The 14,229-nt window shown below is 50.5% G+C and carries 9 protein-coding genes; 7 read left to right on the top strand and 2 right to left on the bottom strand.

Features of this window, described 5'->3' with window-relative positions; all coding sequences use genetic code 11:
* Window positions 1–117 precede the first annotated feature (117 nt).
* From ACYU8Y_RS16005 to ACYU8Y_RS15980, 6 genes are all read left to right on the top strand, one after another.
* Window positions 118–4,554: a beta strand repeat-containing protein gene (locus ACYU8Y_RS16005; RefSeq protein ID WP_460938964.1), complete on the top strand. Its 4,437-nt coding sequence runs from the start codon at window positions 118–120 to the stop codon at window positions 4,552–4,554.
* Window positions 4,555–4,639: 85 nt separating this feature from the next.
* On the top strand, window positions 4,640–5,680 hold the full coding sequence (locus ACYU8Y_RS16000; RefSeq protein WP_460938962.1) for a T9SS type A sorting domain-containing protein: 1,041 nt from the start codon (window positions 4,640–4,642) through the stop codon (window positions 5,678–5,680).
* 48 nt (window positions 5,681–5,728) lie between these two features.
* Window positions 5,729–5,869 (top strand): hypothetical protein, encoded by a 141-nt coding sequence (locus tag ACYU8Y_RS15995; RefSeq protein WP_460938960.1) that lies wholly within the window; start codon window positions 5,729–5,731, stop codon window positions 5,867–5,869.
* A gap of 96 nt (window positions 5,870–5,965) precedes the next feature.
* Window positions 5,966–6,253 carry a PqqD family peptide modification chaperone gene (locus tag ACYU8Y_RS15990; protein WP_460938958.1) on the top strand — a complete coding sequence of 96 codons (288 nt, stop codon included), beginning with the start codon at window positions 5,966–5,968 and terminating at the stop codon, window positions 6,251–6,253.
* Window positions 6,225–6,665 carry a lasso peptide biosynthesis B2 protein gene (locus tag ACYU8Y_RS15985; RefSeq protein WP_460938956.1) on the top strand — a complete coding sequence of 147 codons (441 nt, stop codon included), beginning with the start codon at window positions 6,225–6,227 and terminating at the stop codon, window positions 6,663–6,665. Before ACYU8Y_RS15990 ends, ACYU8Y_RS15985 begins: the two co-directional genes overlap by 29 nt.
* Before the next feature lie 5 nt (window positions 6,666–6,670).
* Entirely contained in the window at window positions 6,671–7,858 is a 1,188-nt protein-coding gene (locus ACYU8Y_RS15980; protein ID WP_460938954.1) for a nucleotidyltransferase domain-containing protein, read from the top strand.
* 49 nt (window positions 7,859–7,907) lie between these two features.
* Here the strand turns inward: ACYU8Y_RS15980 and ACYU8Y_RS15975 are convergent, their stop codons facing one another.
* A complete protein-coding gene (locus ACYU8Y_RS15975) occupies window positions 7,908–9,854 on the bottom strand; it encodes an asparagine synthetase B family protein (RefSeq protein WP_460938952.1) in 1,947 nt (648 codons plus the stop codon).
* A gap of 269 nt (window positions 9,855–10,123) precedes the next feature.
* On the opposite strand from ACYU8Y_RS15975, the gene ACYU8Y_RS15970 reads away from it, so the two are divergent.
* Window positions 10,124–10,828 (top strand): hypothetical protein, encoded by a 705-nt coding sequence (locus ACYU8Y_RS15970; RefSeq protein ID WP_460938950.1) that lies wholly within the window; start codon window positions 10,124–10,126, stop codon window positions 10,826–10,828.
* Here the strand turns inward: ACYU8Y_RS15970 and porU2 are convergent.
* Window positions 10,825–14,085 carry a putative type IX secretion system sortase PorU2 gene (gene porU2 / locus ACYU8Y_RS15965; protein ID WP_460938948.1) on the bottom strand — a complete coding sequence of 1,087 codons (3,261 nt, stop codon included), beginning with the start codon at window positions 14,083–14,085 and terminating at the stop codon, window positions 10,825–10,827. The two genes, ACYU8Y_RS15970 and porU2, sit on opposite strands and share 4 nt — an antisense overlap.
* Between the last annotated feature and the right edge of the window lie 144 nt (window positions 14,086–14,229).

Here is a 14,229-nt window from a genome sequence, read left to right as displayed (position 1 = left end):
CCCAATAAACAGCCAATAAATACATATATAAGAACCTTTTTAATTAATTCATAAACTAGTATTTACTCAAGTCGCAAAAGATTTACTTACTCTCAATTCCCCTTAATTCAACCAGTTATGAAACACAATTCTACTTCCTTACCAAGGAGGAGATTAGCCGTACGCCTTATATGGGCGATTCTCTGCACATCGCTGTTTATGAGCATTAGGGTTAATGCCCAGCAAAGCAAGATTACCTCCATCAATTCATTAACCTCAACGCCCTGGATTAACACGACAGGAGGTTTTTCGGTAAGCCAAACAAATTCAAGGGAAGGAGCTGCTTTCTGGGAAAGCGGTGGTTTATCAGGAGATGACACCCCAGCTAACGTGATCAACGCCAGTACAACTGACTTTGCTACTGCGCACGTTGTAGCGGCTGGGAGTACGACGCTCAAGGTAGTTGACAACCCGGCTTCTTACACCTACAGTGCAGGAAATTTCGCCGGGTTTGTGATTAGCACCTCCGGGGCCATAAATATTGGCTTACTTGACAACATCACAATACGAACTTACCTGAACGGAGGAACAGCTCAAGAAGAAAAGACGGCCGCTAATTTGCTTTCGGTAAGTTCATCCGTATCTGGTGCCTATGAGGTAGGATTTTACACGACCAAACCTTACAATCAGATCGAGATCACCTTTGCCGGAGTACTTCAGAACTTCAATGTGTATTATGCGGTAATGCGCGCCTACCAGGCACCAACGACACCTTTGGCCTGTAACGTATCAACACTCCTGAATCAACCTACTTATCCAGTAATTGTTGATCCTGTCAATACAGGATTTAGCGGTGTTAATGTAGCAACCGTAACTGATCAGGATAATGCCATCAATTCCAATACAACTGATTTTGCCGCTGTAAATCTGTTATTGTCTGCAGGTAGCGCTTCATTTGCGATCAAAGATCAAGTTGCCGATTACCCAATCGGTAGTTTTGCGGGTATGGATATCTCCAGTCCTGGTCTGGCTACGATATCAGCATTGGGAGGGTTGACGCTATCTACTTATCTAAATGGTGTAGCCACCGGGCAAAGTGTGTCTGGAGCTGGTCTGATCTCAGTAGGGAGTGGCTTGTTGAGTGGTACCAGTCGTCGAACGATTGGATTTCTCGCGACAGCGGCATTTGATGAGGTTAAACTTACCATTTCAGGAGCTACTGTCGTGGGTACAACGAATATATATGGGGCCGTTTTTGAAACGTTCTGCGCGGGTCCAAGCGTTGCCTGCGCCGACAACACAATTCCTCAAAACACGTTGACGCCCCTGGTTGCGCCTGCTTCCCCGGTTTATGTCGACGGAAACAACACAGGATTTCCGGGAGCTGCCTGTGCGGCATGCGCCATCAACAACGCCGGAAACGTGATTGACACGGACCTGACAAACTTTGCGGAGATCGTCTTGACGACCGGTGTATCGACCAGCGCAACCTTTGCCGTGGCGAATGCTTTGGATACGTATCCTGTCAACAGTTTTGCGGGCTTTGATATTCAAACCAATTCGGTAGTATCAGCCAATGTTGTAGGCTCGGCAATAATCTCATTGTACAACAATGGAACACTGGTACAGACGGGTAGCGGCAATGCCATCGTTGTTGGAGCGACAACGGCTTTATTGAACGGCCTGACCCGCCAGGTTGTCGGTATTGTGGCCACGGTGCCTTACGATGAAGTTAAGATCACGATTCCCAGTTTAGTGGGCGTCAATCTGGGCACAATCAACATCTACAGTGCCATATTTGAGAAGACTTGCGCGGCAACTATCGTCTGTAACACCGCCTATAACCTGAGCAATCCAACGTTCCCGGTTGTTATCGATGCGGCCCGCACGGGCGTTACAGGGGTAGTGTCAGCGGCAACAACTATTCGCGACCCGTGGAATGTCGTTTCGGCCTCTACGACCGACTTCGCTACCATTACCAACCTGGCAACGGTAGCCACAAATGCCTCCATTGCTGTACTCGACCCGATCAGTACCTATCCGGTAGGCACGTTCGCTGGCTTCTCGGTTCGAAAAGTATCCGGTCTTGTACTCGCTGATTTGTTCGGTGCATTAACGATTTCGACTTACAATGATGGTGTGCTGCAGGAAAGCAGAACCGGTAATGGTAGTCTGCTTGATCTATCCGTAACCCTATTTGGTTCGACGAGTACGGTTGCCAACGTTGGCTTTATTACGACCAAACCATTCGATGAAATTCAGTTAACGGTAGCGCCACTGGTTGGGCTGAGTGTACTGGGGGGTAATCTCGACGTATTCGGTGCCTTCGTTGATACGCGAACATCAACAGGTGGTGGTCTGGCTTGTGCGTTGACTACCAATCCAGACTTCGCCGTAACCAATAAAAACGTTCCGGCAACCGGTAGCGTAAAAACGAACGATTTTGTACCAGCAGGCACCACCTACGGCCCAGCACCAACGTCGACAACCCAGCCAGCCAGTTCCTCGCCAAGCCTAACGGTCAACTCCGACGGCACCTACACATTTACCAGCGCAACCCCCGGAGTGTATATTTACGCTGTGCCCGTTTGCGGATCCGGCTTGTCGGGAACGGCCTGCGCAACGCAAACACTGACGATTACAGTACTTGATCCAACGATAAACACCAATAAGCCGGTCGCTAACCCGGATATTGTGTCTACGACAGGCGCAACCACTAATCCATCTGCCGCAACCATCAATGTGAAAGCGAACGATGGGCCAGGCAATGCCGGTGGTACGCTAGGTAACCCAACCATTACTGTGCCCCCTGCCAATGGCTCGGCAACGGTAAATGGTAGCGGAAACGTAGTGTATACGCCCAATGCTAATTTTTTCGGAACGGATGTGCTGACCTATCAGGTCTGCGAAACACCAGGCTCGAACCTGTGCGCTACGGCCACCGTAACCATTACGGTTAAGGCACCAGGCAGCGCAAACACAACCGTAGCCGCAGATGATTACATAAGTACCTACCAGAGCCTATCGGCGACGGGTAACGTAAAAACCAACGATAGTGATCCTGAAGGGAATACACAGACTGTTACGGCTCAGACCACAACCATTGCGGGCAAAGGCACGCTGGTCGTTACATCGGCAGGCAGCTATACGTTCACACCCGTGGCAGGCGCGACTGGCCCGGTTGATTTCTCCTACACAACGACCGATGATGGCTCTCCGGCGGTGAGTGCCAGCGGAACACTGCATATCTTGATCAACCCTTTCAATCCCAACCCGGATTTTGTGGTTACAAACAAGACTGTACCCGTAACAGGCAGTGTTAAAACGAACGATGTGATTCCTGTAGGTGCCACCTACGGTCCTGCACCATCGCCAGCCAGTTCGCCGGGCGGTTCGACCCCTTCTCTGACCGTCAACAGCGATGGCACATTTACCTTCAGCAGTGCAACGCCAGGGGTGTATGTCTATAATGTTCCTGTCTGTGCACTGGCTCCTCCTACGTACTGCACCACGCAGACGTTGACAATCACGGTACTCGATCCGGCAGCAACCACAAACCCACCCGTTGCCAACCCTGATTTTGCAACCGTAACGGGCAGTCCAACCACGCCTGCGGCTACTGTCATCAACGTAAAGGTGAACGACGGGCCGGGTAATCCCGGTGGTACTCTAGGCAACCCAACCATTGCCACGGGACCGGCGCATGGCACGGCAAGCATCGACGGAAACGGCAATTTGGTATACACCCCAACAGCGGGTTACTACGGAACCGATATCGTAACCTACCGAGTCTGTGAAACGCAGGCGAATTGTGCAACGGCAACCGTTAGCATTACGGTGAAAGCACCGGGCGCTCCGGCTAATGTGAGCATCAACGACGACTATGTATCGACTGTAGGCGGTACTCCTGCTACGGGTAATGTACTGACGAACGACCAGGGTAATACGTTGACAGTTTCGAATGCAGGCACAACGTCGACGTCGTCGGGAACGCTGGTGCTGACGGCAACGGGCAGTTACACCTTCACACCAGCCCCAGGTGTAACGGGACCGGTCAATCTTACCTACACAGCCTGTGATAACAGCACTCCATCGGTTTGTGGTAGCGCCACGCTGCACGTACTGGTTGGCCAGGCAATGCCGGATTTGACGCCTACCATTTTAATTGACAACCTAAATTTCACTGCTGCTTCAGTGGGTACTACGCGCGACTTTATTGTCAACATAACGGAAGTTAAGAACATGCCTTCTGCGGGAACCGTTTCGTTCAAAATTGCCAAGCTGTCCGCTTTCACGATCACCTATTCGACCGCTAGTGGCACTTCGCAAGTAATTGGTGGAGTGCCTAACACAAATAGCCAGTGGAGCTTTAGCGAAGATGACAATTTCATTACAGTGCAAACGACCGCAGCCTTCGCAGGGTTTGGTGCCAAAATCGTCGGGTTCAGTATTGCTCGTAAAACGGGGATTCCGTCAAGAACAGGGCAGAGCATTAACGTAACGATTGTGCCCAATTCTGGTGGGGAGCAAAACTTCCTTAACAACATCGCAGTCACGGGATTAGTCGCAAACTAAATTTCTACAGTATTTCATATGGTAATAAGATTATTATACTATATGAAATACTAATTTTGTTCAAGTCAAATTAAACTACTAGTTCATGAAAAAGCTTTTTACTCTACTTCTATTTAGCCTTTTGCTCAGTTCGAGTCGGCTATATGCCCAGACTGCTGACCCTGCCATCAACATTGTCTTCCAGCCAGCCTCGATTTCGCTGTCTACGTCTGGCGCAGTGCTAGTCACTGTTCTTAACAACGGGGCAACGGCTATTAATGCTGGCTGTGCTTTCGTTACGATCTCGGTCCCGCCAATTGGGCGAATAGTTGGGCTGGCGCCAGGTGGTGACCCAAACTTTACGGGAACAGTGAATACTGACGGCTCTTCTATTCGGATTGTCAATACAGGAGCAGCCTTAACGCCCCTCTCTGCCGCTTCCTTATCCGTAGTGGTGCAGGGTGTAGCTGTTGGTGGACCTTCTGATATATCGGGGAACATTACCTACGATCCCTTACAGGGAGCGGCTTGTACAGTGGCCGGTAACCTCAGCACCCAGAATGACAATAGTACGACCAGCATGACGGTCATCACCAATCCCCTGCCGGTAGCGCTGGTTTCGTTTACCGCGAAAGCGCAGGAAAATCGCACGGTAGCCGTATCATGGACAACATCGCTGGAAACCAACAACAAAGGCTTTCTGGTTGAGCGCAGTAAAGACCTCAAACGATTTGAGCGGGTAGGTGAAGTAAGTGAACTGGCGGCTACGAGCAATTCGCTGAAAAGCTACCAGTTGATCGACCAGATGCCTTACGCAGGTACCAGCTATTACCGGCTAACCCAAACGGATCTGAGCGGCAAAACAACGGTCTTCCCCGTCGCATCGGTTGTTCTGCGGGAAGAAGCCTATGGGGTATACCCTAACCCCGTAGTGAATGATGGTCAGTTTACGCTTCGGTTAGACGAGCCCGAAACAGCGACGGTTGGTTTCTTTGGCGCGGATGGCCGACCAATGTCATTCCAGAAAACGGGCATTCAATCGGGCAATCTGTTACTGAAAGCAACGGGTAAGTTGTCGGCTGGAATCTATGTACTTACCGTGGAAGAACGGGGACAGACGCGCCAGCATCGCATCGTTGTTCAATAAGCAAGGCTGTCAACTCACTCATTTTAACACATTTACTTTTTTTGTCTCATGACTACGAAGACTGTACATATATCGGCCCCGGCGCCCAAAAAAGCCTACAAAACGCCCAAGTTAAAATCGCTGGGTAGCGTTAAAAAACTAACGTTGAAGAGTGGATCGGCCGTTGACGGCTTCGGAACATTCGTTTAGTTTTCACCAGTAAACACACGTTTGAGCTTGATTTGCCTGCATCTTGGCGAATCAAGCTCATTTCATTAACTTCAATCCGATTTAGTCTGTATTCCTATGCCCCTTACGCTGAACACACGCGTTCAATTACTGCCTAACCAATCCTCTTCTGTACTTGGCAACGAAACGATTCTCTTGAATTACGAGGCCGGCAATTATTACGAATTGAACGAAGTTGGCGGCTTCATCTGGGCTCTTTTGCAGGACAAAAAAAGCCTGCTGGTTCACGAAATTCAGGCCCAGTTGCTGGAGGAGTTCGATGTGGAGCCCGCCGTTTGCCAGAACGAACTGATGCTGTTTCTAGACAATCTACTCCGTGAAAAGCTTATCGAAGCCCGCGAATAATGTAGCCAGATTTGTTACTCTGAGCGGTCACAAAAAATGGCTGCTGGTCAAGGTATTTGGGGTGCTGGCCACGTACAAATGCCTGCTGCTCATTTTTCCCTTCAATAAATTTCTTAAGACCACTGCAAAGGCCATTCGACCCGCAGCTGTCCTGTCCACTACCACACTCACCGATACCGTTTGGGCTATTCAGGTAGTAAGTAACCGGATTCCCCTTGGTTTTACCTGCCTGGTACAGGCGCTCGGTGCCAAATGGCTGCTTCACAACAACCCGGACGTCCGCGTATGCATCGGCGTTCACAAGAGCATACAGCAGGATTTCTTGGCACACGCCTGGGTCGTTTATAAAGAAAAAATCATTTTGGGGGAACAGGCCAACCAGGTATTCGAACCCATCCTGGACTGGAATTGAGCACGATGTCTGCACATTATATGAAGGTTGATCTGTCTCCTGAAGTAACGTTATTGTTGATGGCCTGTTCGGTAGAGCTGTCGGCCGAGAAGAGAGATACGATTACCCAATTCATCGCCCAGCAGTCCATCAACTGGAATCGCCTGTATGTTCTGGCCGAGCGGCACCGGCTCAAGCCTTTTTTATACCGGTCACTCCGCCAGATAGCCACGGTCCCCGCGTCCTTCATCGCTGCGCTGAAACAGGATTGTCAGGTGACAACAACCGACAATCTGCTAAAAATACATCAGTATCATGGCGTCGCTACCCTGCTGACCGACAATGGCATTGAGCATTTGCCGCTAAAAGGAATATACCTGGCCGAACACGTTTATCCGGATAGCGGCCTGCGCATCAGTGGCGATATTGACATTCTGGTCAGGAAACAGGACGTTTTTGCCACGATCGACTTGCTACAGAAACACCAGTATCATTTATCCGAAAAACAGGCGTTGCAATGGCGGCAGGGCGAGAAACGGATTCTTTCCGATTTATTCGAAGTAAGCCTGTTCAAGCCTTTTTTCAATAACAGTCAGTTCGATATTGACATGCATTGGCAAATCATGGGCTTCAATCAGCATTACGCCCTGTTTGAGCTGGCTTATACACAGGCGCAACCTGCGTTTGAGGCCGAACAGAAAATCGTTTTACTGGCAACCCATCATGGCGTAAATAATATCTGGCAGCAGATCTACTACATCAACGATCTGTATTTCACGCTGATTAAGGACGATGTAAACTGGCCGTGGCTGTTGGAGGAATTAAGTCGATACGGGTTCAAGGAAGTTTTTCTGGCAGGCCTATACTGGTGCCAGCAACTATGGGACTTGCCCTTGCCCCCGGCCGTTCAGGAGCTAGTGTCTACTTCCAGAACCCGGTCACTTGCCGAAGCTTATGCCAAAAACTGGGAGACTGAAAAACCGAGCGAATTCAGTTACCTAATCCTGAAACAGTTAACCTTATTGTTAAATGCGCAGACATCTATTGGTGATCGCCTGAAAACGTGCGCTACGTTTCTCTCCAGCCGCGTGTTCCGGTACAGTTTGTTCAGAATCGGCAAACGGCTGATTTACGTCCCTAAAGAAGCCGGTTTTATCACCATATTCATCCGCGCCATTCAGTCTCTGTTCCGCTTCCTGCCGGGCCGTCGATAAACGTCCGATATTATGAACGCTGGGTAATTTCTGGCATCAGCTATCGCACTCAACCCTTCTTGGGCAATGAGCCCAGCCAGAGAGCCAGGTAGGTAATACGGCTCAACAGCCAGTTATACCGGGTTTTCTGCTTTACGGGTATCCTGGTATTGAAAACGACATGGACGATTTTTGTATAAATAGCCCGATCGATTACTCCCCAGATGGGATGGTCCGGCGATGCAAATTGCTCGTGTGTAGCCTGGTATAATTGCCGGGCAGATACATTGCCGTATTCCACAAAGTTGGCTTTCGTAAAGCGGTTTATAATGGCCGTAGGCAACAAAGGACTTAGTCCATTCCGGATCAAGCCGCGCCCGCGCCCTTTATCGAAGCAAATCTCCAGGGGCGTTGCCAAGCCTAATTCGACAACGTGTTTATCAAAGAAAGGAAACGAGTACGTATGGCCGTAGTGAGCGCCAATATGATTCAATTGCTCGGTGCAGATAACGTTGGTGGTGTTCAAAACCTGGTTTACCTGAACGGGTCTTCTCTGGCTCAACGCTGTCGTTAGCGGCTCCGTCGATACGGGTACCCGTCGCGAAACCCGCTGGTTGAAGTCCGCACTAAACGCATTATTGAGTAGTGCCCGATGGGCCAGTTTAGCGTTGACCCGCCGGGCAGCGTAGCCAAGAATTCCCGTCGTCGACAGGCCGAAAATTTGTTTTTGCTGGCGCAGTTGAGCCAGAAATTCACCGGAAGACTGTTCACGAAATCGTTTCTTCAGATTCGTTCCGAGAATACTCAACGCATGGCGCTCAAACTCCGCATCATTCCGCAATCGGGGTGGATTAGCGACAAAGTCAGGTGGATACCGGTGATCTATATACTGATGGCAGGCGGCCTGCAACGTTTCCCAGTCGCTGGCGTCGAGCAACTGATCCAGAAAATCAAAACCGGTTGCAATGACACTGTCGCCGTCGTGCCCGGTCAGCAGAATATCGCAACCAAGCTGACTGGCCTCCTGCGAAACACCCAGATGGAAACTGGAGGGTATAACAAAATGGTCAGGACGGTCGAAGATGTGATTTATGGCAAGAATAGCCTCCAGCACATCCGCTTTGGGATGAACCGTATGATGCTGCGGGTGCCACTTATTGACGAACGCCCGAACGTATTCAGACTCATCGGTAGAAGCCAGCCCCGTGTCGATATTGAACGTATGCAGGTTGGGGCGCTGCTGTTTCTCCAGCAAAAACTGCGCAACAGAACTTACCGACGAGGAATCCAGTCCGCCACTTAAGTGAGCCCCCACCTGTTTCTTCCCCTCTATGCGCTGTCGAATAGCCTCCGCGAAGGCGTCGTGAAACACTACAGCATAGTCTTCAGTACGAACCAGGTTACCGTGTTTGTCCGGGTCGATTTGCCAGTAAGGCCGAAGGTCAGCACCCTGCTCATTTACCAGTATATAATGACCGGGCAACAGGCTATACACGGATTCATAAAACGTTTCTGCGCTATAGGGCACATAACTTGTTGTCCAGGTCAGGTACTCCCTGAACTTATATTCATTTGGTTTAATAACGACCTCCGGCAAGGCCAACAGCGCCTTTATTTCGGAGGCAAAGGCGAAAAAGCGGCCGGGCTGATGGACATAATAAAGTGGCTTTATCCCTAATGGATCCCGCGCGCAAACAAGCGTATGGCTACTGGCTGCCCATAGCGCTACGGCGAAGTCGGCATTTATATCGTTGAAGGAACCGGGCCCGCCCTGAAGGAACGTCGAGGTGAAAACGCGGTCTTGTCGCGTAGCCGTAAACACATCGGCATCGACCGTGGCCCAGGTTCCCGTTACTGGATCAATCTCCGGGCTACCGCCAAAGGCCAGCAACACGCCCCGATCAATAGCCTGTAGACTTACCTCGCCCCGATGGACTAACGATTTGATCATTCCGGCGATATCGACCTCAGGCATCTCCTGTCCATCAAATCGGATAACTCCCGCAATTCCACTCATACAATCAATTATAGTCTGAAATCTGGTTTTCTATATCCCCAAAACTACCTAATTTAATTCATGTTGCGCGTGGTCACGTTGCGGCTGACGAACAACTCAAATCGAACACAACAGGATTCTTTCTTACAACAGCGCTTAACTTCATATCTACGTCAGGGTCACATTTTAGCCATAACTGGCTATCTTCGTGAATTCGCCTTAAAAACCACCCACCGTCAAAAAGCTGACGGTTTCCCACCGGGATAACATATTCCCTTCGTCGATTGACCATGCGTAAAAGCAGTCGTTTATACAGCCTACTACTTCTTTTTGGTTTACTGAGCCTTATGGGCGGTTGCCAGCCAGATAGCGATCCGGCCCCCGATGATTCGGCGTATTATCCTCTCCAAACCGGCGACTACTGGGTGTATCAGGTTACGGAAGAGACGTACTCGCTCACCAACGGCGCTGCCACGCGGGTGTTCCAGCTTCAGCAAAAAATCGGCAGTTCGTTTGCCCGGAATGGCCAGCTATTTTTTCAGTTAGAAGAGTTCACCCGTCAATCCGAAAAAAACGACTGGCAAATCAGCGCCACGCGCACCGTATACAAAAGTCTTTCCGAAGTCGTTAGCCAGGATAACAACGTACCGACGATCAATTTACTTTTTCCCGTTTCCGCCAATACATCCTGGAATAGCAACACCTATAACGGTTCAGCCGATACACTAACCCTGCAATACCAGAACATCGGTCGTCCGTTTGCCACGGGTAAGTTATCGTTCGACCATACCGTTTCGGTTGTTGGGCCAAACGATTCGACGCTGATCAATCTGACTAAATACCAGCGGGTATATGCGCAAAACGTAGGGCTGGTGTACCGTGAAAACGCGGCCCTGGCATATTGCCAATCAACGCCCGATTGCATTGGCAAAGGCAAAATTGATTCGGGGACCCGGCAAAAATGGGCGTTGATCGCCAGCAACCGACTCCCTTAAGGCTGCCAGACAACCTTGCCCGGATGCAGTTCGGTGCGACCGTCTTTGTAGGTTAACCGTAGCGAGTACAGGTAAATACCGGGCAGCGTTCCCTGCCAGAGAACCGAGTTTTTTCCGGTCAATACGGGCAGGTTATTCTCAAAGACCACTACCCCCGCCTGATTATAAATGACTAGCCGGGACTCGACGGGTAATTCCTTCACATTCAGGCTTAGCTCGAACTTTACGTAGGTGCTTGCCGGGTTCGGATACGCCCTAAACGTGATCGGTTTGTCTTCCGACAATACGTCAATAGCAAGCGTATAGGGCGGCTGCGTACGATTACCAGCGGCATCTTTTCCAAACACGATGAGTTGATAGCGGCCACCTGCCGCGAGCGACAGACGGGTAGTTACCTGTAGCTGATTGGCAGACACCGTCGATACCGAAAACGACGAAGTGGCCAGCTTCTGGGGCGAGCAGGTTTCGCAGCTTTTCAGAAATACATCCACAGCACTGGTGTCTTTCGACGAGAGTGGATTCTCGTCCAGAACGTAGATCTCCAGTTGCGGATTCAGACCGACCAATGCCTGATTCTCCCTCATTTTTCCATCCAGAAACACGTTGATTTCCGGGCTGACCCGGTCCGGCAAGCTATTGATCGGGTAGCTGGTGCTGCTCTGCGCCTGCGCCCAGTCAATGTCCAGTGTGGCGATGTTATTGGTCTTACTCAGTTCGACAATCTGATTTTCCGGATCGATAGCTACCTCAATTTTTTGCAGACGCTCGTCTTTAGCCAGTGTATACGTTAGGGTATCGCGGTACCGAAACGCATTGAACCGTACTGTACTGGTCGTAGCCACCGAGTTGATCGTCTTTTTCACCGTCAGCGAAACCGCCTGCCCCGCTACGTATTTACCAAGGTTAGCCAGCGGAATAACTACCCGGAGCGAATCGCTGTTCTTGAGCGAACTGCCAACGACTTTAGCCTGGATGTAGACGCTCCTGGGCTCGACGGTAAAATCAGGGTTGGGCAGTGGATAAAGGCTTACGGCGGGATCGCCCTGCAGGAGCATTTGCAGCATAACCGAGACATCGTACGGATCAACACCCTCTTTCTCCAGGGCCATATTCAACTGCTGCTGTACGTGTCCAAAAGGCATATTGAGCGTGCTGGCATCCGTATACAGGTCGCGGTAGAGTTTTGTGAGGTAGCGGGTAGTGGGTTGTTGAAAACTCCAGTACGTATGCGCCAGCACAAGGCCGGCTCCCTTTTGGGGAGCCAGCAGCCAGTCGGTCGAGAGAGTGCTGAAGCTGGAAAAGATCTCCCCTACCCCACACCCATTAAAAATCATCAGTGGGTAATTCTGGTTACGAAAGCCATTTTCGGGGGGCGAAGCAAAGCCAAAGTTCATATCCGTGACGGCGGGTCCGGCATGCCCAAAAAACGTAATCAGACTGACCCCGTCATTTACCAGCGGGCTAATGTTGATCGGCTCCACTTCATCGAGTGTACTCTTGCTGAACGAGCTAATTTGCCCCCCCAGAAGCCCATTGGAATAGATCGTACCGATGCCGCTCAAAGCCTCCCGAAGGCCCGCTGCTTCGGGCGCACTTTTGCCCCCGCTAATGTGGACAATGTGCTTGCGCCAGAGTCCGTTCGGAGTCGATTGCTCGAGTTGTTTTACTTTCTCCAGATACGCCAGCACCTGCTCGTTTGTGGTGGCATTAATCCGGCCGGTTGGGATAGAAGGTGTATTGATTGGGTAAGTACCCAGACCGGACGTAATCAAAATATCGGAACCGGGATAGCCAACCGTTGGCACCAGATCGTCCGTTGCCGTTTTGGTCGTATACGGATAACTATTTGCCCGGCCTACCAGCAATAAATTTTTTGCGGCTGTATTCGCCAGCGCATAATCGGCAAAACGCCGGAGGGCCAACGGGCTTTTTTCCCCATAATTGAACTGGTCGAACAGGGAATCAGACTCAATGACGAAGGGCTTGTAGCCTCCGCCCTGCGCCGACGCCCGGTAACTGGCATAAGCAACGGCCGACGCCCGGAGTGATGCATGCGTAATGATCAGGTAATCAGTCGTTTTAGGAATGGCCGTTGATAATTTAACCAACTGAATGGCAAGCGGTTTGTTGAACTGACTAGTGACGAGTATATCCCGACCCCGGGCCGCATCACTGACCACGATCTGCGTTTGTGCGCCCGTAGTTTGTGTCGTCAGAAACCGGCAGTTTGCCCAGTCTGTAACATCGTAGACAATCGATGCAGGCGGTACATTGGCTACCGACATCACTGCCGTTGGACTGGCATTCGGCGGCAGGTGAAACACCTTGAAAGACTGACCGGCCATGTCCAGTGACTGCGGATAGGAAACCTTTACGTAAGTAATCGAGTACTGGTTGGTGAATCCGTTTTTAGACGCGTTAAACCGAACCGTAAGCTTATCATTCTGAATCGATTCTGGCTTTACGGTTGCCTGAAACGTCTTGCTGGCAAAACCCGAGAACGAAAGAGGAGCTATTGCCGACGTTGTCGCGGCATCGAGTTGTAGCTGTATCTGGTGGGTTGTATTGTCCCGGCCATTGATCATCCCCTGCACCGTTATGGGCCAGTTTGCCGACACCCGTCCCGGCAATTTCATCTGGACAACGCCCGTCGAATCAGGCGTAAGCATATGCCCCGACCAGCCTTCGCCGGGCTCAAAGTAACTTTGCTGCAGGTAAGGTTCCAGCCCTTTCAGGTTATTGAAGGTATATTCACTGGTGAACGCCTGCACCGTTTCTTCTACGTGAAACGCAACGGGCGACAAGCCCTGCGCCGATGCGTTCAGTTCGGGCAGTCGCTTACCGGGCAACGTAACACCATTGGTCAGGAAGTAAGCCGACTTATCTGAAAACAGAGTCTGATAGGGGTGTAACCGTTGCTGCGGCCTATAGAGAAGCGAATCCTGTGCACCATCATTTCCTTCGCCGTAAAACTCTACGTAATCCTGAGCGCCAAACAGGCCATCCTGCTGACCGACAACCCGTATGGCCATCTCCTGACCTCTGAAAAACAGTTGCCAGTTGATTGGGTTTGTCAGGAGAAGCGAGGCATCCGCGGTTTTGATATCGTCGTAGCTAACGCGGTAAATACCAGCCTGATTGACAGATAATTTAAGGTATTTCTGACCCGACTTTATCCATTCATGGCCAAATCGGTTTTGCCCATTGACGACCAGCGTATTAACCAGAAATAACAGAAGAAGTAACCCTTTTTTCATACGCAGATGAGCCTTACCTGGCCATACATCCCCTTACAAGAATGTTACCAATGTTTATCAAAGATAACAAATCGGATGCATTAGTTTGGTTATTATATATCCCTTTACCCACTGATCCGTTAGCAGGTAAACCTTCGGTCGAGC

Source organism: Spirosoma humi, from assembly GCF_054776575.1.
The sequence above is the reverse complement of the archived record's forward strand: the minus strand, read 5'-3'. Positions and strand labels throughout refer to the sequence as shown.

Excerpts from the sequence above, each read along its gene's own strand:
- ACYU8Y_RS16005 (WP_460938964.1), top strand. The coding sequence starts at position 118 with ATGAAACACAATTCTACTTCCTTACCAAGGAGGAGATTAGCCGTACGC.
- ACYU8Y_RS16000 (WP_460938962.1), top strand. The coding sequence starts at position 4,640 with ATGAAAAAGCTTTTTACTCTACTTCTATTTAGCCTTTTGCTCAGTTCG.
- ACYU8Y_RS15995 (WP_460938960.1), top strand. The coding sequence starts at position 5,729 with ATGACTACGAAGACTGTACATATATCGGCCCCGGCGCCCAAAAAAGCC.
- ACYU8Y_RS15990 (WP_460938958.1), top strand. The coding sequence starts at position 5,966 with ATGCCCCTTACGCTGAACACACGCGTTCAATTACTGCCTAACCAATCC.
- ACYU8Y_RS15980 (WP_460938954.1), top strand. The coding sequence starts at position 6,671 with ATGTCTGCACATTATATGAAGGTTGATCTGTCTCCTGAAGTAACGTTA.
- ACYU8Y_RS15975 (WP_460938952.1), bottom strand. The coding sequence starts at position 9,854 with ATGAGTGGAATTGCGGGAGTTATCCGATTTGATGGACAGGAGATGCCT.
- ACYU8Y_RS15970 (WP_460938950.1), top strand. The coding sequence starts at position 10,124 with ATGCGTAAAAGCAGTCGTTTATACAGCCTACTACTTCTTTTTGGTTTA.
- porU2 (WP_460938948.1), bottom strand. The coding sequence starts at position 14,085 with ATGAAAAAAGGGTTACTTCTTCTGTTATTTCTGGTTAATACGCTGGTC.